The organism is Glycomyces artemisiae (genome assembly GCF_003002955.1).
In the GTDB taxonomy this organism is placed as follows: Bacteria; Actinomycetota; Actinomycetes; order Mycobacteriales; family Micromonosporaceae; genus Glycomyces; species Glycomyces artemisiae.
This window is the reverse complement of sequence record NZ_PVTJ01000003.1, coordinates 174494-192527: the sequence shown is the minus strand read 5'-3', so window position 1 is coordinate 192527 and position 18034 is coordinate 174494. Positions and strand designations below refer to the sequence as shown.

Here is an 18034-nt window from a genome sequence, read left to right as displayed (position 1 = left end):
GAACAAAGGAGTTCACCATGAGATCCAAGCGGATCCCCCTCACGATCGCGGCGGCCGCCGCGGCGAGCCTCGTGCTCGCCTCCTGCGGCGGCGGCGCGGACGACGACGGCGCCACCACCGGCACCCTCGACTTCTACACCAACAAGGCCGCGTGGGAGCCCGACTTCGACGAGCTCAACGCCACCAGCGAATCCGGCGCCGACATCACCCTGAACACCACCGGGTACTCCGACGCCGACCAGTACGACGCGTTCATCAAGCAGTCGTTCCGCACCGACAAGAGCCCCGGCCTGTTCACCTGGCAGACCGGCCCCTCGCTCACCGAGCTCGTCGACGAGGGCCTCATCGCCCAGACCACCGACATCTGGACCAAGGCCGTCGACGAGGGTTGGGTCTCCGAGGACCTGCGCGACTCGTACACCTTCGACGGCGAGCAGTACTGCGTGCCCATGAACATCGCCTACTGGGTCATGTACTACAACAAGAACATCTTCGAAGAGCAGGGCCTCGAAGAGCCCACCACCTGGGCCGAACTCGACGCCATCGCCTCGCAGCTCTCGGACGCCGGGATCACCCCGTACTACCAGACCAGCACGCTGTTCACGTTCCAGTGGTTCCAGCAGCTCGTCGCGGGCACCGACCCCGAGCTCTACAACGGACTCGCCACCGGCGAGGTCAAGTACACCGACCCCGAGATCGTCGACATCATGAACACCTGGCTCGACCAGGAGGAGGCCGGCTGGTTCTCCGACGCCGGCTCCACCGTCGACCCGGCCGTCGGCCTCAAGCAGGGCGACTTCGCGATGATCAACTTCGGGTCCTTCTTCAACGGCTCCCTCGACGGCGCCGGCATGGTCTCCGGCGAGGACTACGACATGTTCGTGATCCCCGCGGTCAACGGCGACCTGGAGAAGACCCCCGTCGCCGTCGAGTCCGGCCCGCTCTGCGTCGCCGAGAACTCCTCGCAGAAGACCCTCGGCCTCACCTACTCCGAGTGGTGGATGTCGCCCGACGCGCAGACCGCCTGGAGCGAGGCCCGCGGCGACGTCGCGTTCAACCCGCAGGCCACCGTCGCCGACCCGATGCTCGAAGACCTCGGCACCACCGTCTCCGGCGACGGCTACGAACTCTACGACCGCTACTACGAGGCCACGCCCACGCCGATCCTCACCGTCGCGCTCGAACAGTTCGGCGCCTTCATCGCCAACCCGTCCGACCCGCTCCCGTACCTGGAGGCCATCCAGGCCGAGGCCGACGACTACTGGGCAGACCAGGGATAGCACCTCGATGACGACCGACAAGACCCTCAGCCCGCAGGCCCTGCGCCAGCGCGACCAGTACCGCTGGTCGGCCCTCGGGTTCATCGCCCCGGGCGTGCTCGTGGTGGCGGTGCTCCTGTACCTGCCGCTGCTGTGGACGACCTTCCTCAGCCTCACCGAGTACAACGGCCTGGGCGACCCCGAATGGATCGGCATCGCCAACTACGTCGAGATGTTCGACGACCCGGGATTCATCGGCTCCGTGCTCAACACGCTGCTGTGGGTCGGCGGGACGCTCCTCGTCCCGGTGGGCATCGGGCTGGGGGTCGCCCTGCTCACCTGGAACCTCAAGGGCGGCACCTGGCTGCGCCTGCCGTTCCTCATCCCGTACGCCCTTTCCGGGATCGGCGTCGGCGTCATCTGGTCGTTCATCCTCTCCGGCGGCGGCGCCCTCGACCAGGCGCTGGCCGCCTTCGGGGTCGACGACACGCCGCGCTGGCTCGTCGACGCCCCGCTCAACACGGTCGTGATGATCCTCGCGACCGCGTGGCAGGGCGTCGGCGTGAACGCCCTGCTGTTCACGATCGGCCTCCAGTCGATCCCGCGCGAGCCGCTCGAAGCGGCGCGCATGGACGGCGCGAACGGGATGCGGCTGTTCCGGTCCATCCTGTGGCCGATGCTGCGGCCGCTGACCGCGGTCGTCGTGGGCCTGTCGATCGTGGCGTCGCTGAAGACCTTCGACATCGTGCAGGGCATGACGAAGGGCGGTCCGGGCCGCGACTCCGAGACGCTCGCGCTGACGATGTACAAGGAGACCTTCGTGAACAGCGACTACGGCCTGGGCTCGGCGATCGCCGTGTTCCTCACCGTCGTCACCCTCATCGCGTCCATCCTCTACCTGCGCCAGCAGCTGTCCAGCAAGCACGGGGTCTGAGCAATGTCACGAGTCATCCGCACCGCCGTCCTCGCCGTCCTCGGCCTGTTCTGGCTGCTCCCGGTCTACCTGCTGCTGGTGAACGCCGCGAAGTCCCCGGAGGCGTTCACGACCAAGGAGTCGTGGCTGCCCACGGACTTCTCCCTGTTCGGGAACATCGCCGAGGCCATGCGGCTCTCCGGCCTCGCCGAGAGCGCCGCGAGCACCCTGCTGTACGCGGTGGTCTCGCCCGCGATCGCCGTCCTCGTCGGCGCCGCCGCCGGGTTCGCGATCGTGGCGCTGCGCCTCAAGCACGGGTTCGCGTGGTTCGTCGCGATCTTCGGCGGCACCGTGTTCCCCCTCCAGATGATCCTGCTGCCGCTGTTCGACGCGTACTCGCGGACCGGCCTGTTCGACACCCAGGCGGGCATGATCGCGGTGTACACGGCGATCTCGATCCCGTTCTCGGCGTTCGTGATGCGCAACTTCTTCAGCGGCATCGCACACAACGTGTTCGAGGCGGCCGTCATCGACGGGGCCTCGACCTGGCGGATCTTCGCCCGCGTCTACCTGCCGATGGCGTCGAGCGCCCTCGTGGCGATCTTCATCCTCCAGGCCACGTTCATCTGGAACGACTTCCTGCTGGGCCTCGTGCTCAGCCAGTCGGACACGGTGCGGCCCATCGTGACCAGCCTCGCGGGCATGCAGAGCACGTACGGCGGGGCGCAGATGTCCACGGTGCTCGCGGGCGGCCTGCTCGTCTCGCTGCCCACGGTGGTCCTGTTCCTCTTCACGCAGAAGTTCTTCGCCCGCGGCCTCGCCCTCGGGCAGTACTAGGAGCCTCCATGCGCCACATACCCACAGTGGACGACCTCGCCGCCGACCCGGTGACGCACCACTACGACGACATGATCGCGCCCAGCGGCCTGACGAACCTCCTCGGCACCGTCCGCGTCGACCACGACCTCACCGCGGTCTCGGCCGTCACGTTCCCGCCGGTCTCCCAGGGCCTCACCAGGACCGCCGCCTCCTTCGTGGACGGCCGCCTGGTGGAGTCCTACGGCGCCCCGATCACCCACGAGTGGCGCCCCGACCGGGTCCGCCGCTCCGTGTCCCTCCCGGGCCTGGACCTGACCACCGTCACGGTCTGCGCCCCGGGGGAGACCGGGATCGCGATCGACGTGCGCGCCGCCAACACCGGCGACGCACCGCGCACGGTCGCGGTCACGCTCTCGCTCGCCGCGGGCGCGGCCCGCTCTGCGGAAGCCTGGCTGGACGCCGTCGCCCCCGAGGAGCGCAACCGCGCCGCCGCCGGGCCCTCCCGCCTGGTCTTCCGCAACGGCGCGGGCACCGCCTGGAGCGTCCAGGGCGTCGACGCCGACGCCGAGGTCCGCCTCTCCGGGATCGCCCCCGCCGCAGGCGAACACGAGGTCGGCATCGGCGGCATCGAACGCGGCGGCGAGATCACCGTCCGCCTCGACCTCGCCCCGGGCGAGACCGGCCGCTTCGGGTACGTCCACACCGTCGGCGCCACCGAGACCGAGGCGGCCGAGGCGTTCGCGCGCATCGCCGCCGACGTCCCCGGCGCCGTCGCTGACGCCGAGACCTACTGGGACCACCAGCTCGCCGCCGCCTTCACCCCCGGCAACGACGAGTTCTCCGGCCACCTCCCGGTCCTGGAGACCACCTCCGAGCCGCTGCGGCGCCTCTACTGGTGGGGCGTGCTCGGCACGATCTGGTTCCGCCGCGACTTCAAGGACAACGTCCTCGGCCGCAGCTACGACACCCTCATGCCGAACTACTGGGCCACGACCACGTTCATCTGGGACTACTCCCTCTCCTCGATCACTCACGCGCTCCTCGACCCCGCGGTCATGCGCCGCCAGGTCGAGCACTGGATCGCCTCCGACATCCACACCCATTTCGGGACCTCCTCGCTCACCGGCGGGCCCGTCGGGCGCTGGTACTCCGTCAACGACTACGCGATGACCCGCTTGGTCCACGACTACCTCCGCTTCACCGGCGACACCGCGCTCCTGGACGCCGCACCGGGCGGGCGCACGGTCGCCGAGCACTTCCAGGACTGGGCCCACGCCTGGCAGGGCCTGCGCGGCTCTTCGCCGCTCGCCGACTACGGCGAGATCGACAACCTCCTCGAATGCGTCAGCTCCTACACCCACGAGGTCGCGAGCCTGAACGCCGCCAACGTCTGGAACCTCCGCACCCTCGCCGAGATCCTCACGGCCCGAGGCGATGCGGACGGCGCCGCGGCCCTCCGCGAGGAGGCCGCCGCGCTCGTGAAGGAGGTCGCCGACCTCTACGTCCCCGGCAGCGGCCACTTCGCCGCCCGCCAGCCGGACGGCACCCGCGTGCCGGTCCGCCACGTCTACGACTTCTCCGTCGTCGGCACCACGATCGCCGCAGACCTCGACGACCAGGTCCGCCGCGAGATGGTCGACTTCTTCCAGCGCGAGCTGCGCACCGGGGTCTGGCTCCGGTCACTGTCCCCTTGGGACTCCGACGCGAGCTTCAGTCCCCGCCCGGACCACCAGTGGAACGGCGCCTACCCGGCGTGGCCCGCCGACGCCGCCCGTTCGCTCGTGGCCCTGGGCGAACCGCAGGCCGCCATCGACTGGATCCCCGGGCTCGCGCGCTCCGCGAACCAGGGCCCGCCCGGGCAGGCGCACTTCACCGAAGAGGCGATGCCCGCGGTCAACGGCGGCGCCCGCAAGGCCCCGCCGCAGCTCCCGTACATCATCGACTGGGCCTGCTCCTCGGCCGGATCGTATGTGGCCCTGGTGATCGAGTCGTTCTTCGGCGTCGACCCGGTCGTCGGCTCGACCGGCCTCGACACCTCGCGGGCGTGCATCGCCGACCTCGACCCGGACGCGGTCCTGCGCGGCCTGCGCGTCGGGGACCGGCTCGTGGACGTCCGCGCCGACGGCAGGGTCATCGACGCATGACCTTGCAGCGCATCGCGATCACCCCGGCGATGGTGCGCGGCGCCGTGGAGCTGGAGGAGACCGGCCGCGGCCTCCTCCCGCACCGGCTCCCGCGCTGGGCCCGCCGCCAGATCCCCGACCGGTTCATGGTCCAGACCAGCGCGGAGAGCGCGGGCGTGCGCCTCGCCCTCCGCACCGCCGCCGACGTGATCGAACTCGACGTGCAGGCCCGCCGCATCGCCGACGACGCCGAAGCGCCCATGCCGCCGAGCGTCTACGAGCTCACCGAGCGCGGCGCGGTCGTCGCCACCGCCGCCGTCCCGGTCGGCTCCCGCTTCGTCTTCACCTTCGACCGCCCCTACGGCGAGGTCGCCCCCGGCCCCGACGCCACGGCCCGATTCACAGGACTCGGCACGGGAACCGAACGCGACCTCGAACTCTGGCTCCCGTACTACGACGCCGTGGAGCTCCTCGAACTCCGAGCCGACGCCCCCGTTGCGGCGCAACCGGATTCGGGCGCGCTCCGCTGGGCCCACCACGGCTCCAGCATCAGCCACGGCTACCGCGCCGACACCACCACGGGCACCTGGCCCGCGGTCGCCGCGCTCCGCGCGGGCGTCCACCTCACCAACCTCGCGTTCAGCGGCAACGCGATGCTCGACCCGTTCACCGCCCGGACCCTCCGCGACACCCCGGCCGACCTCATCACCCTGAAGATCGGCATCAACCTCGTCAACGGCGACGTGATGCGCATGCGCGCGTTCCGGCCCGCCGTGGACGGCTTCCTCGACACGATCCGCGAAGGCCACCCCGCGACCCCGATCGTCCTGGTCTCCCCGATCTGGTGCGCGCCGGTGGAGACCGCGGCCGGGCCCACGATCCAGGACCCCGACCGCGCCGAGGAGTGGTCGATCGCCGGAGGCACCGAAGCGGACGTGCTCACCGGCCACCTGTCCCTCCAGGCGATCCGTACCGAACTCGCGGCCATCGTGGACCGGCGTCAGGACGACGACCACCGCCTCCACTACCTCGACGGCCTGTCGCTCTACGGCGAACAGGACGCCGCCGCCACGCCGCTCCCCGACAACCTCCACCCCGGACCCGACGTGCAGCGGCTCATCGGCGAGCGCTTCGCCGACCGCGTGCTCATCGAGTTCACCCCCGAACTGCAAAGGAGCAGTACATGACCAACCGACCGATCACCGTGGCCGCCGCGGTCCTCACCGGACTCGCCGTCGCCGCGGTCCCGACCGCCGCACAGGCCGCGACCGCCTGCGCGGCCACCGCTTCCGCCAGCGTCAACGAGGAGCTCACGGAGCTGTTCGGCACCTACGGCGACACCGCCGGGCGCTGGACCGGCGCCGACTCCGCCTACAGCGTCCCGCTGCCCGACGGCTCGACCGCCTGGCTGTACTCCGACACGTTCATGGGCGAGGTGAACGACGACCTGTCCCGGCCGCTCGACTCGCCGTTCCTGCACAACTCGATCATCGTCGAGGACGGCGGGGACCTCACCACGGTCACCGGCGGCACCGAGGCCGCCCCCGAGTCCCTCGTGAAGGTCCCCGGCGGCGACGAGACGCAGAACTGGTACTGGTTCGGCGACGGCACGGTCGAAGGCGACACGCTCCAGGTGATGCTCCTCGAATTCGTGAAGACCGGCACCGGCGTCTTCGACTTCGCGTTCGCGGGCAACGCCGTCGCCAGCTTCGACACCGCCGACATGAGCCTCACCGCGATCACCGACCTCCCCGAGTCCGACGTCAACTGGGGCTCGGCGATCTACGAGGAGGGCGACTACACCTACGTGTTCGGCGTCGAGGACAACCAGGCGCAGAAGTACGCCCACCTCGCCCGCGTCCCCTCCGGCGACCTGACGACCGCGCCGTGGGAGTACTACGCGGACGGGACCTGGTCCACCGACCCGACCGGTTCCTCCCGCATCCTCGAAGGCGTCTCCAACGAGTTCAGCGTGAGCATGTTCCAGGGCAAGTTCACGCTCGTCACCGGCGACGCGACGCAGCCGCTCAGCGCCGACATCGTCATGTACCGCGCCGACGACCTCGCGGGCCCGTACACCGGCAAGACCGTCCTGTACTCGACCCCCGAGACCGGCGGGAACGTCTTCACCTACAACGCGAAGGCGCACCCGCAGCTCGGCGACCGCGACACCCTGCTGGTCACCTACAACGTGAACAGCTTCGAGGGCGACGACCTCTACGCGGACGCCCACCTGTACCGCCCCCGCTACATCGACGTCGACCTGGTGATCCCGGGCCGGCGGCGATAAGCAGACGGGCCGCCCGGCACACCCCGGGCGGCCCGTCCCCTTCCCGAGCCTGATTCGCGCATTCCGCCGCACCGGCCCCCTGTCCAGAGTAGACAGGAGCGAAAAGGGACGGCCTGCCGCGCGCGAGGCCGCTGGGGTGAGGAGACGGCCATGGCCGACGACGACGGCAGGCTCGCCTGGGCGACCGCGGGCGCGGTGGCGGCCGGCGCGCTGATGATCACCGTGGGCCTGTTCCAGGTCTTCGAGGGCATCGCCGCGGTCGCGCACGACGAGCTCTTCCTCGGCCTCAAGGACTACACGTTCGCGATCGACACGACCGGCTGGGGCTGGATCCACATCGTGCTCGGCGCGCTCGTCGGCCTCGCCGGGATCTTCGTGCTCGCGGGCCGCTCGTGGGCGTACGGCGTGGGCATCGGCCTCGCCGCGGTCTCGGCGCTGAACCAGTTCTTCTTCCTGCCGTACTACCCGCTGTGGGCGCTGCTCATCATCGCGTTCAACGTCTTCGTGATCTGGGCCCTCGCAGTGGTCCTCGCCGAGGTCAACTCCGGGCCCTGATCCTTCGCGGACACCTGGTGCTCCGGCTCCGCACGCTTGACGAGACGTTACGTCTCGAAAAGACGGATGATTTCCTAGACGCTGCGTCTCGGCAACGGTAGTCTGGAATCCATGACCAACGCGACCCGGACCGCGAGCGGCCGCAGGCGCAACGAAGAGGCGCGGCTCGCGATCCTCACCGCCGCTTACGAACTCACGGCCGAAGCGGGGTATCCCGACCTCACGGTCGAGGGGATCGCCGCCCGCGCCGGAGCGGGCAAGCAGACCGTGTACCGGTGGTGGCCGACCAAGGCCGACATCCTGCTGGAAGCCTTGGCGCTCAAAGCGGACCTCAAGGTGTCGACCGCCGACCAGGGCTCGTTCCGGGCCGAGCTGGACACGTTCCTGCGCGACTCCGCGACCCTGCTGGCGTTCCCCGGCGTCGTCCCCGTGCTCCGGTCGCTCATGGCCGAGGCACAGCGCGACGCCGACTTCCGCCGCCGCTTCCAAGACGGCTTCCTGACCAGGCGCCGGGCCGCGCTGGAGACCATCGTCGACCGGGCCGCGGCCCGCGGCGACAAGCCCCCGCACCTGACGCCCGACCTCGCCGCCGACGTGGTGTTCGGGCTCGTCTGGTACCGGGTCCTCGCCACCGAACGCCTCCTCGAAGACGAGGACGTCACCGCGATCCGACGACTGCTGACCGACCGCTCAGGCAAGGAGTAGGACATGACCGCTCGCACCATCGTGCTCACCGGCGCCACCGACGGACTGGGCCGCGCGCTCGCCGCCGAACTCGCCCGCGAGCCCGGGAACACCCTCATCCTCCACGGACGCAACCGGTCCCGGCTCGACGACCTCGCCGCCGAGCTCGCCGACGCCCCCGCGACCATCCGCACCGTCCGGGCCGACCTCGCCGACCTCGCGCAGGTCCACCGCCTCGCCGACGACGTCGAGGGCCTGACCGACCGCGTCTCGGTCCTGGTCAACAACGCCGGAGTCGGCGGCGGCGAACCCGACGGCAACGACCGGCGCCTCAGCGCCGACGGCTACGAACTGCGCTTCGCCGTCAACCACCTCGCCGCCTTCGCGCTGACGCAGCGCCTCCTGCCGCTGCTCGACCGCGGCGCCCCGGCGCGGATCGTCAACGTCGCCTCCATCGGCCAGGCCCCCATCGACTTCGACGACCCGTTCATCGAGCACGACTACTCCGGCATGCGCGCCTACGGCCAGTCGAAACTCGCGATGATCACCACCGGCTTCGCCCTCGCCGAACGCCTCGACCCGCAGCGCGTCACCGTCAACAGCCTGCACCCGGGCACCTACATGCCGACCAAGATGGTCCTCCAGTCGGTCGGCCACAGCATCGACTCCCTGGAGACCGGCCTCCACGCGACCCTGCGCCTCATCGACAGCCCCGACCTCGACGGCGTCACCGGGCAGTTCTTCGACCGCACCAAACCCGCGCGGGCGCACGCCGACGCCTACGACCCGAGCATCAAGCAGCGCCTGTGGGACCTGAGCACCGAGCTCACGGAGAAGCCCCGAGGCTAGGCGTTCTCCTTGCGCCGCACCAGCTCCTCGATCCAGATCGGCGCATATGGGGACGTGCAGTTCGGGGGCGTCGGGTAGTCCTTGAGGACTTCGAGCCGTTCACCGATCGCGATGGCCCGCGCCCGGTGCTCGGCGTGGTCGATGCCGATCTGGGCGAGGCAGTGGTTCATGGCCCACTGCAACCGGTCCGGCGCGTCCTTCATCTCCGCTTCGATCACGTCGAGCAGGCCCGGCAGGTCGAGGCCGTCGGGCCGCTTCGCAACGCGCTCGGTGGTGAGCGCCCAGCCCGCGCTGGCGACGACGGGGTCCGGGTCGTCCAGCCAGGCGAGGCGCAGCTCCTCGGCGTGCGGGCTCTTCTTGACGACGTAGTTGACGAGCCAGTCGTGGACCTTCGGGCCGTTCGCCTCGCGCAGCATCGCGTCGAGCTCGTCGCGGCCGAACGCCTTCGGGCGGCAGACGAGCAGCGCGAGGAGCCGGGCCGCGGTGTCGCCGGTGGCCCACAGGTCCACGGCCAGGTCCTGCTGGGTCTTGAGCCGCTTGGCGACGGCGCGGAGCTTCGTCAGGTTCACGCCGTGGTCGTCGCCGTGCCTGGCGTTGACGGCCCGCGCCTTCGGCTCGTCGAGCGCGGCCAGTTCGGCCATGACCTCGGATGTCGTCGCGTCCATGGCCCGATCCTATGGCGTGAGGACGGCCATGGCCGCGTTGTGGCCGGGGATCCCGCTCACCCCGCCGCCGCGCACCGCGCCCGCCCCGCACAGCAGGACGTTCGCGTGCGCGGTCTCGACGCCCCACCGCCCCTGCTCGGCGCCGGTCCGGTAGGGCCAGGACAGGTCGCGGTGGAAGATGTTGCCGCCCGGGAGCCGCAGGTCCGCTTCGAGGTCGACGGGGGTCTTCGCCTCGATGCACGGCTCGCCGTTCGCGTCTTCGGCGAGGCAGTCGGCGAGCGGCTCGGCCAGGTACGCGTCGAGCTGCGCGACGGTGGCCTCCAGGAGTGCGGCCTTCGCCTCCTGGTTCGCACTGTCGTTGTCGGCGCTGCCGCGGAACAGGCGCGCGGGCGCGTGCAGGCCGAACAGCGTCAGCGTCTGGTACCCCTGCTCCACCAGGTCCGCGCCGAGGATCGACGGGTCCGAGAGCGAATGGCAGTAGATCTCCGAAGGCGGCCGTGTCGGGAGCGACCCGGCCGCGGCCTGCACGTACGCCGCTTCGAGCTCGTCGAACGACTCGGCGACGTGGAACGTGCCCGCGAACGCCTCGCGCGGATCGGTGTCGGCGTCCCGCAGCCGCGGCAGCCGCTTGAGCAGCATGTTCACCTTCAACTGCGCGCCTTCGGCGGGCTCGGGCTCCGGGTCGCCGAGGAGCGCGGCCAACGCCTCGGGGGAGGCGTTGACGAGGACGTGCCGCGCCTCCACGGCTCCGGTGCCTTCGGCGGTCGCGAACGCCACTTCGGCGCGGGTCCCGTCGGTCGCGATCCCGGTCGCCTCGTGGCCGGTGCGGATCTCCGCGCCCGCCGCCCGCGCCGCCGCGGCGAGCTCGTCGGTGAACGCGCCCATGCCGCCGACGGGCACGTCCCAGTCGCCCGTGCCGCCGCCGATGACGTGGTACAGGAACGTGCGGTTCTGCCGCAGGTCCTGCGCCCATGCGGAGGTGAAGGTGCCGATGAGGCCGTCGGTGAGGACCACGCCGCGCACGAGGTCGTCGCGGAACGCGTCCTGGATCGTCTCGCCGAGGGGCGCCTCGAAGAACATGCGCCAGATCCGGTCGTCGCCGACGCGCCGGCGCAGTTCGGCTTCGGACACGAGGGGTTCGGTGAGCGTCGGGAATACCCGTTCGGCCACCTTGGCCGCGTCGGCGTAGAACGCCTGCCACGCCTCGTATTCGGCGTCGGAGCCGGTGAGGTGCTTGAACGAGTCGCGGTTGCGGGCGGCATCCCTGGTGACGAGCAGGCCGGTGTCGCGGCCGCCGCGCACCGCGGGCGTGTAGGAGGAGACGTGGCGCTTGCGCACCTGGAACCGCAGGCCGAGGTCGTCGACGATCTTGCGCGGCAGGAGGCTCACGAGGTAGGAGTAGCGCGAGAGGCGCGCGTCGACGCCGGGGAACGCGGGGGCGGAGATCGCGGCGCCTCCGGTGCGGCCCAGGCGTTCCAGGACGAGGACGCGCTTTCCGGCGCGGGCGAGGTAGGCCGCGGAGACGAGGCCGTTGTGGCCGCCGCCGACGATGACGGCGTCGTAGGACCGGTGCAGAGGCATGTCCCTTCCTAGCACGGTTTCCGTTGCCGCGGTTCCGGGAACTTTGTATCCGCATCATGTCCCCCTATAGTGGGACGTACCGACGCGAAAAGGGGGTAAGTCAATGGGCTTGCTGGACAAGTTCAACGAGCTGAAGGACATGGTGACCGGCGCGGTCGAGGAGGCCAAGGGGCAGGCCGGGGAGATGGCGGGCGACGCGACCGGCGAAGCGGGCGCGGCGTTCGAGGAGTACGTCCCGGACGCGGCGCAGCAGGCCGGCGAGGCCGCCCAGGGGGCGGGCGACGCCGCGCAGGACGCCCAGGACCGGGCGCAGGGCGCCGTCGAGGACTTCCGCAACGAGCACGGACTCTAAAGCGCTTGTAGCGGAGTGACACAGGGAGCGGTGCCCCGGCCCCGGCCGGGGCACCGCTTCATCCTTTGAGGCCGGTGTGGGCGAGGCCCTCGACGAACTGGCGCTGGGCCACCACGAAGACGATGAGCACCGGCAGCGCCGAGAGCGTCGCAGCCGAGAGCTGCACGTCCCACATGGGGCCGCCGTAGGCGTCGGTGAACTGCGTGAGCGCCTGTGGGAGCGTGAACTTCTCGGGCGTCGACAGGAACACGACGGGCTCCAGGTACAGGTTCCAGCTGTGCAGGAACGAGAAGATCGCGACCGCGCCGAGCGCCGGGCGCGACAGCGGCAGCGCGATCCGCCAGTACAGGCCGAGGCGCCCGAGGCCGTCCATGCGCCCGGCCTCCTCGATCTCGCCGGGCAGCGCGATGAAGAACTGCCGCATGATGAGTGTCGCGAGGACGCTCGGCGCGCCGAAGATCGGCACGAGGATCAGCGGCCAGTGCGTGTCGACCATGCCGAGCCCGTTGAACAGCTGGAACAGCGGGACGATGGTGACCTCGCTGGGGATGAGCAGGCCCACGAGGACCACCAGGAACAGCAGGTTGTGGCCGGGGAAGCGGATGCGCGCGAACGCGTATCCGGCGAGCGAGGACACCGCGAGCGTCCCGATCGTGACCACCGCCGCGATGTACATGCTGTTCCAGTACTGGGCGGCGAACGGCGCGAACTCGAAGACGCGGGCGTACGCCGACAGGCTCGGGTCCGCGGGCAGCAGCGTCGGCGGGAACGCGAAGATCTCGTTGGCGGACTTGAGGCTCGACGTGACCATCCACCAGGTGGGGAACACGAACGGGACGGCGAGCACGCACAGCAGCGCGTAGAGGACGAGCTTCGCGCGCCGCGAGGGTCCGGTCCTCAGTCGTTCAGTCCTCATGGACGACCCACTTCCTGCGCATCTGCCACTGGATCACGGTGAGCACCAGGACGATCGCGAACAGCAGGACCGAGAGGGTCGCGCCGTAGCCGAAGTCGTGGAACTGGAAGGCGTTCTGGTACAGGTAGTAGACGAGCACCGTGGTGGAGGTGCCCGGTCCGCCGCTGGTGAGCACGTCGATTTGGGCGAACACCTGGAGCGAGCCGACGACGGTGATGATCGAGGTGAGCAGGATCGTCGGGCTGATCATCGGCATCGTGATGCGCCGGAACCGGGTCCACGCGCCCGCGCCGTCGATCGTGGACGCCTCGTACAGCTCCTTCGGCACGCCCTGGAGCGCGGCGAGGAACAGGACCATGTTGAGCCCCACGTTCTTCAGCACCTGCACGACCACGACCGAGACCATCGCGGTGGTCTCGCCGCGCAGCCAGTTCGGGCCCTCGGCGCCGAACACGGACAGCAGGCCGTTGACGCCGCCGTCGTCCTGGAGCAGGAACCGCCACACGATCGTCCACGCCACCAAGGTGACCGCGACGGGCGAGAAGAAGATCGTGCGGAACACGATCGTGCCCGCCAGCCTCTGGTTGAGCAGGATCGCGAGCACCAGCGCGAGGCTCAGGTTGAGCGCGACCAGGCCGACCGAGAACGCGGCGGTCGCGCCGAGGACGCCCGGCAGCGCCGGGTCCTGCGCGAGCCGCTCGTAGTTCTCGCCGCCGGTCCACGTGAAGCCCCCGGCGAGGACGTTCCAGTCGTGGAAGCTGTACCAGAACATCAGGCCCAGCGGCAGCAGCACGAACAGGAGCGTCCCGGCCAGCTGCGGGGCGGTGAACAGGAATCCGGCGAGGTGGTCGCGGCGCCGTGCCGTCCACCATCCGGGCCGGCCCGGCCGGGACTGCTCCCGGCCGGGCGGCGCGTCGGTCTTCACCGCGGTCATTGCGTCAGCAGCGGGTCGATGGCGGTGCACAGCTCCGCGAGGACGCCCGCGACGTCCGCGTCGGCGGTCCACAGCGGGTCGAGCGCGGCGCGCACGGCCTGGTCGAGCTGGGCCTGGCCGGTGTGGCTGGGCTTGACGACGCCGCTGTCGATCCGGTCGATGACCACGGCCTGGAGCTGCTCGGGGGTGAGCAGCGGGTTGGCCTGGCCGAGGACCTCGGCGGTCAGCTGCGACTCGCGCGGCGGCGGGAAGTACTGGGCGAGCTTCACGGAGTTCTCCGGGTTCGTCATGTACGCGAGGAAGTCGGCGGCCTCCTCGGGGTGCGGCGCGACGGTGAGGACGCCGAGGCCGCCCTGCCCGATCACGGAGTACTCGCCCGCGGGCCCGGCCGGGAGCGGCACGAGGTCCCACCCGAACTCCGCCTCCGCGAGGAGCCCGGCGCGGGAGATCTGCGTGACGGTCATGGCCGCCTCGCCCGCGAAGAAGTCCGCGGTGGTGCCCGGTCCGGGCATGGCCTCCTGCTCGAACACGGCGTCGTGCATGAACGTGAGCGCCTCGGTCATCTCCGGGTCGTCGAAGCCGCAGTCGGCGCCGTCGGCGCTCCAGGCCTGGGCGCCCCAGCCGGTCCACAGCGTCGAGAGGTTGTCCCAGCCGGAGTAGTCGAAGTCGCGGATGACGAGCCCGTCCGTGCCGGTGGCGGCGTGGACGGCCGCGCCCGCTTCGATCACGCGCTCCCAGGTCCACTCGCCGTTCGCGATGAGCTCTGCGGCGGTGGGCTGCCCGGCCTCGGCGAGGAGGTCGTTGTTGACGAACACGCCGAACGGCGAAGTCGAGAACGGGTACGCGTACAGCTCGTCGCCCTCGCGCCACAGCTCCGTGGCCGCGGGGATCAAGTCGTCGTACTCGTACCCCTCAGTGCCCGAGAGGGTCTCGCTCAGCGGCACGAGAGCCCCGCTGGAGACAAAGTCGGGCGCGGAGTTCTCCAGGATCCACGCCAGGTCCGGGGCGTTGTCCCCGGCGATCTGCGTGGTCAGCGTGCTCGTGTACCCCTCGAAGGGGAGCGGGTCGAACTCGATCGCCTCCACATCGGGGTGGTCGGCGATGTAGGCGTCGGCGATCTCGTTCAGCATCGCGAGGTGGTCCTCGCTCGCGGACCACGTGGTCATGCGCAGCGTGACCGGTCCGTCGTCGCCTCCGCCTCCGCAGGCGGCGAGGACGAGCGGCGCCGCCGCCGCGGCGGCGAGCAGTTGGCGTCCGTGCTTCATAAGGGGTTCTTCCTTTCCGTTGACGGCATTGTCATCAGGGGTTTCGCAGTAGTGAGGTCAGTAGGGCGCGACGTCGGGCCAGCGCAGCTCGAAGCCCTGCGCGGTGAGCCGGTCCTGGAACTCGGCGAGCAGCGCCGGGTCGTCCCCGACCGCGCGCGGCGGCAGGCCGCGCTCGAAGCTGAAGGCCGCGAGGGCACCGGCGGCCTCGCCGATGTTCCATTCGACCGGGTGCAGCCGGTAGCAGCCGTTGGTGATGTGGGTCGTGCCGAGGTTCTTCCCGGCGGGGAGGAGGTTGTCGACCCGCACCGGCAGGAGTGCGCCGAGCGGGATCTCGAACGGGCAGGAGGCGACGTCGATGTAGTTGTCGCCTCCGGTGGAGGGGTGGAGGTCGATGCGGTACATGCCGATCCCGACACTGTCGTGATAGGACACCGCGCCCTTCTCGCCGCGCACCGCCGCCGACAGGTCCTGCTCGACCACGGTGTACTCGGCCTTGATGCGCCGCGACTCGCGGTGGTAGGGCGCCTGGGCGAGGCCGTCGGCCGAGCCGGTCACGTCCCCGCGCAGCCGCAGCCCCGGCCAGCCCGCGCCGCCGTCGGCGCGCGGCGCCTCGGTCTGGAGCCAGTACAGGACGGACCTGGAGAGGCCCCTCGCGCGCTCCAGATGCACTGCGGCGTCGGGATTGTCGATGATCGGGGCCAGGAAGTAGTCGATCATCGGCCAGTTCACGAGCGTGATGTCGCTGGCGTACGCGCCGGGCGTGAAGTTCCGGCGCGCGGCGATCCTGCGGAACGTCCACAGGTTCATGTCGCCGCCGCCGAGCCGCTGGTCGCCGACGACGGACAGCGGGTCGTCGTCCGGGTTCGGCTCGAACGTCCGCTCCGCGGGTTCGAGGGTCCGCGGGTTCGGGGCCCGGAACCCCAGCAGGTTCCCGCCCCAGAAGTCGGTGCGGAAGCCGCGCCAGAAGTCGTAGTTCTCCGGCTTGTCGATCGTGTGGTCCCCGTCGACGTGGTCCACGGCGAAGCACACCGACACGGCCTGCATGTTGTCCGGCTGCGCCTCGTCGGGCGCGCTCGGCTCACCGGTGTCCTTCCCGGACTCGAACCCGGTGACGTACTCGGTGCCGGTGAGCGGCAGCAGCTCCCCGGTCTCGGTGGCGTCCAGCACGTACGGCGCGGCCACGGTGAGCCGCTCGCCGGTGTCCCGGTGCGCGAGCTCGACGGCCTCGACCCTGTCACCGTCCACGGCCGCCGCCACGGGCCGGTACGGCTGGAGGAGCCGCAGCGCCCCCGAACCGATGTAGGGCGCGAGCATCGACTCCAGGACCGCCACGGCCACGCGGGGCTCGTGGCACAGGCGGCTGACGTGCCCGCCGCCCGGGTTCAGGTCCCGCTTCGCGCGGGCCGCCTCCGTGAGCGGGTAGTGGCGCCGGTAGTACTCCCTGATCCCGTCCCGCAGTCGGCGGTACGAGGCGGTGACGCCGAACTGCTCCACCCAGGACGACTCGTCTGGGGGCACGGCCTGGCTCGTGAGCTGCCCGCCGATCCAGTCGTACTCCTCGGTGAGGACGACGCGCCGCCCGGCGCGCAGCGCGGCCAGCGCGGCGGCGACGCCGCCGAGACCGCCGCCCACGACGAGGATGTCGGCCTGGAGTTCGTTCGCCTGCTTCAAGAGTGGTTCCTTCCGGTGGGGGCCGGCGCGAGGGTCGCGCCGTCGTGCAGTTCGCACGGGAGCAGCCGCTGCACGTCCTCCTCGGTGCCGCCGAGCAGCCCGAGGAACACGTCGAGGGCCTGGCGGCCCATCTCGCGGCGGGGGATGGTGAAGCCGGTGACGTCGAGGTCGATCGACACCGGCCGGGTCGGGTCGCCGAGCGCCACCACGGACAGGTCGCCCGGGACGTCCAGCCCGCGGCCCGCGGCCCACGCGGTGACGGCCGGAACGTCGGCGGGCTCTTCGAGGAACACCGCGGTCACGCCTTCGGCCACGGCCGCATCGAGCTTCTCGCCCGCGGCCGCGGGGACGCGGCCGTACGCGACCCCGGCCTTCGCCGCCGCCGCGCGGAACCCGCGCAGCCGGTCCGCATAGGACTCCGGGCCCTCGCCGCGGCCCACGTACGCGATCTTCTGGTGCCCCAGCTCGGCCGCGCGCGCCACGAGCGCCGCCGTCGCGGCCGGGTAGTCGGCGCCCACGTACGGCACCGGCCCGCCCGCGTCGTCCCGGCGACCCACCGACACGAACGGGATCCCTTCGGCCACAAGCCGTTCCAGGTCGCCGCGGTCGACCTCCTGCCCGAGGAGCACGCACCCGTCGGCGAGCCTGATCCGGCTCCCTTCGGCGAACATGCGGCGCCGGCCCCCGTCCACGGGCGCGCTGGTGAGCAGCAGCAGGTCGCAGCCGAGCCGCTCGGCCTGCTCCTCCAGGCCCAGCAGGAACGGGTGGAAGAAGTCCCTTGCGCCCGAAGGGAATACCGGCTCGTACGTGAACACGCCGATGATCCGGTTGTAGTGGTCGGCGAGGCGCCGGGCGATCGGGTCGGCCACGTAGCCGGTCTCGCGGATCGCGTCGAGCACGCGCTGGCGGGTGTCGGCGGCGATCCTGACGCCGCCGTCGAGCCGGTTGTTGAGCACCAGTGAGACGGTGGCCTGGCTGACGCCGGAGAGGCGGGCGATGTCGCGCTGCGTCACGCGGCGGCGGGGTCCGGTCACGGCGGGGCCTTTCTCGGCGGGCATATAATGCGTATAACCACAGGTGCGTGTGATCATGTTGCACGCCGATTTTCGGACCGTCAAGATGATAATACGTATTATCATCTTGACTGCCGATCACCGC

17 protein-coding genes are annotated in these 18034 nt (G+C 70.9%); 10 read left to right on the top strand and 7 right to left on the bottom strand.

Annotated elements, in window-relative coordinates:
- Nucleotides 1–17: 17 nt before the first annotated feature.
- The 9 genes from B0I28_RS09685 (at nucleotide 18) to B0I28_RS09645 (ending at nucleotide 9492) form a co-directional block, all read left to right on the top strand.
- A complete protein-coding gene (locus B0I28_RS09685) occupies nucleotides 18–1280 on the top strand; it encodes an ABC transporter substrate-binding protein (protein WP_106363620.1) in 1263 nt (420 codons plus the stop codon).
- A 7-nt stretch (nucleotides 1281–1287) separates the two neighbouring features.
- Nucleotides 1288–2193 (top strand): carbohydrate ABC transporter permease, encoded by a 906-nt coding sequence (locus B0I28_RS09680; protein WP_106363619.1) that lies wholly within the window; start codon nucleotides 1288–1290, stop codon nucleotides 2191–2193.
- Nucleotides 2194–2196: 3 nt separating this feature from the next.
- Nucleotides 2197–3009 (top strand): carbohydrate ABC transporter permease, encoded by an 813-nt coding sequence (locus tag B0I28_RS09675; protein WP_106363618.1) that lies wholly within the window; start codon nucleotides 2197–2199, stop codon nucleotides 3007–3009.
- 8 nt (nucleotides 3010–3017) lie between these two features.
- Nucleotides 3018–5135: a glucosidase family protein gene (locus tag B0I28_RS09670; protein ID WP_106363617.1), complete on the top strand. Its 2118-nt coding sequence runs from the start codon at nucleotides 3018–3020 to the stop codon at nucleotides 5133–5135.
- Nucleotides 5132–6301 (top strand): GDSL-type esterase/lipase family protein, encoded by a 1170-nt coding sequence (locus B0I28_RS09665; protein WP_106363616.1) that lies wholly within the window; start codon nucleotides 5132–5134, stop codon nucleotides 6299–6301. Before B0I28_RS09670 ends, B0I28_RS09665 begins: the two co-directional genes overlap by 4 nt.
- Nucleotides 6298–7404 carry a DUF4185 domain-containing protein gene (locus tag B0I28_RS09660; protein ID WP_106363615.1) on the top strand — a complete coding sequence of 369 codons (1107 nt, stop codon included), beginning with the start codon at nucleotides 6298–6300 and terminating at the stop codon, nucleotides 7402–7404. The genes B0I28_RS09665 and B0I28_RS09660 overlap by 4 nt, the downstream gene beginning before the upstream one ends.
- A 150-nt stretch (nucleotides 7405–7554) precedes the next feature.
- Entirely contained in the window at nucleotides 7555–7959 is a 405-nt protein-coding gene (locus tag B0I28_RS09655) for a DUF7144 family membrane protein (RefSeq protein ID WP_106363614.1), read from the top strand.
- A 111-nt stretch (nucleotides 7960–8070) separates the two neighbouring features.
- Entirely contained in the window at nucleotides 8071–8664 is a 594-nt protein-coding gene (locus B0I28_RS09650; RefSeq protein WP_106363613.1) for a TetR/AcrR family transcriptional regulator, read from the top strand.
- Nucleotides 8665–8667: 3 nt separating this feature from the next.
- The gene (locus B0I28_RS09645; RefSeq protein WP_106363612.1) at nucleotides 8668–9492 is read left to right on the top strand and encodes an SDR family NAD(P)-dependent oxidoreductase; all 825 of its coding nucleotides are present in this window, start codon (nucleotides 8668–8670) and stop codon (nucleotides 9490–9492) included.
- Here the strand turns inward: B0I28_RS09645 and B0I28_RS09640 are convergent.
- Both B0I28_RS09640 and B0I28_RS09635 read right to left on the bottom strand, forming a co-directional pair.
- Nucleotides 9489–10157, bottom strand: a complete 669-nt coding sequence (locus B0I28_RS09640; RefSeq protein WP_106363611.1) for a DNA alkylation repair protein — start codon at nucleotides 10155–10157, stop codon at nucleotides 9489–9491. The two genes, B0I28_RS09645 and B0I28_RS09640, sit on opposite strands and share 4 nt — an antisense overlap.
- 9 nt (nucleotides 10158–10166) lie before the next feature.
- Nucleotides 10167–11738, bottom strand: coding sequence for a phytoene desaturase family protein (locus B0I28_RS09635; protein ID WP_106363610.1), 1572 nt, complete (start codon nucleotides 11736–11738; stop codon nucleotides 10167–10169).
- Between the two features lie 103 nt (nucleotides 11739–11841).
- Here B0I28_RS09635 and B0I28_RS09630 point away from each other — a divergent pair, with 103 nt between their 5' ends.
- Nucleotides 11842–12090 carry a hypothetical protein gene (locus B0I28_RS09630; protein ID WP_106363609.1) on the top strand — a complete coding sequence of 83 codons (249 nt, stop codon included), beginning with the start codon at nucleotides 11842–11844 and terminating at the stop codon, nucleotides 12088–12090.
- A gap of 58 nt (nucleotides 12091–12148) precedes the next feature.
- Here the strand turns inward: B0I28_RS09630 and B0I28_RS09625 are convergent, their stop codons facing one another.
- Genes B0I28_RS09625 through B0I28_RS09605 form a run of 5 tightly spaced genes read right to left on the bottom strand, consistent with a single transcriptional unit; the run spans nucleotide 12149 to nucleotide 17934 of the window.
- On the bottom strand, nucleotides 12149–13006 hold the full coding sequence (locus tag B0I28_RS09625) for a carbohydrate ABC transporter permease (RefSeq protein ID WP_106363608.1): 858 nt from the start codon (nucleotides 13004–13006) through the stop codon (nucleotides 12149–12151).
- The gene (locus tag B0I28_RS09620; RefSeq protein ID WP_106363607.1) at nucleotides 12996–13940 is read right to left on the bottom strand and encodes a carbohydrate ABC transporter permease; all 945 of its coding nucleotides are present in this window, start codon (nucleotides 13938–13940) and stop codon (nucleotides 12996–12998) included. Before B0I28_RS09620 ends, B0I28_RS09625 begins: the two co-directional genes overlap by 11 nt.
- Nucleotides 13937–15205, bottom strand: a complete 1269-nt coding sequence (locus B0I28_RS09615) for an ABC transporter substrate-binding protein (protein WP_106363606.1) — start codon at nucleotides 15203–15205, stop codon at nucleotides 13937–13939. The genes B0I28_RS09620 and B0I28_RS09615 overlap by 4 nt, the downstream gene beginning before the upstream one ends.
- A 57-nt stretch (nucleotides 15206–15262) precedes the next feature.
- Entirely contained in the window at nucleotides 15263–16876 is a 1614-nt protein-coding gene (locus B0I28_RS09610; RefSeq protein WP_106363605.1) for an FAD-dependent oxidoreductase, read from the bottom strand.
- Complete coding sequence (locus B0I28_RS09605; RefSeq protein WP_106363604.1) at nucleotides 16873–17934, bottom strand: LacI family DNA-binding transcriptional regulator; 1062 nt, start codon at nucleotides 17932–17934, stop codon at nucleotides 16873–16875. The genes B0I28_RS09610 and B0I28_RS09605 overlap by 4 nt, the downstream gene beginning before the upstream one ends.
- Between the last annotated feature and the right edge of the window lie 100 nt (nucleotides 17935–18034).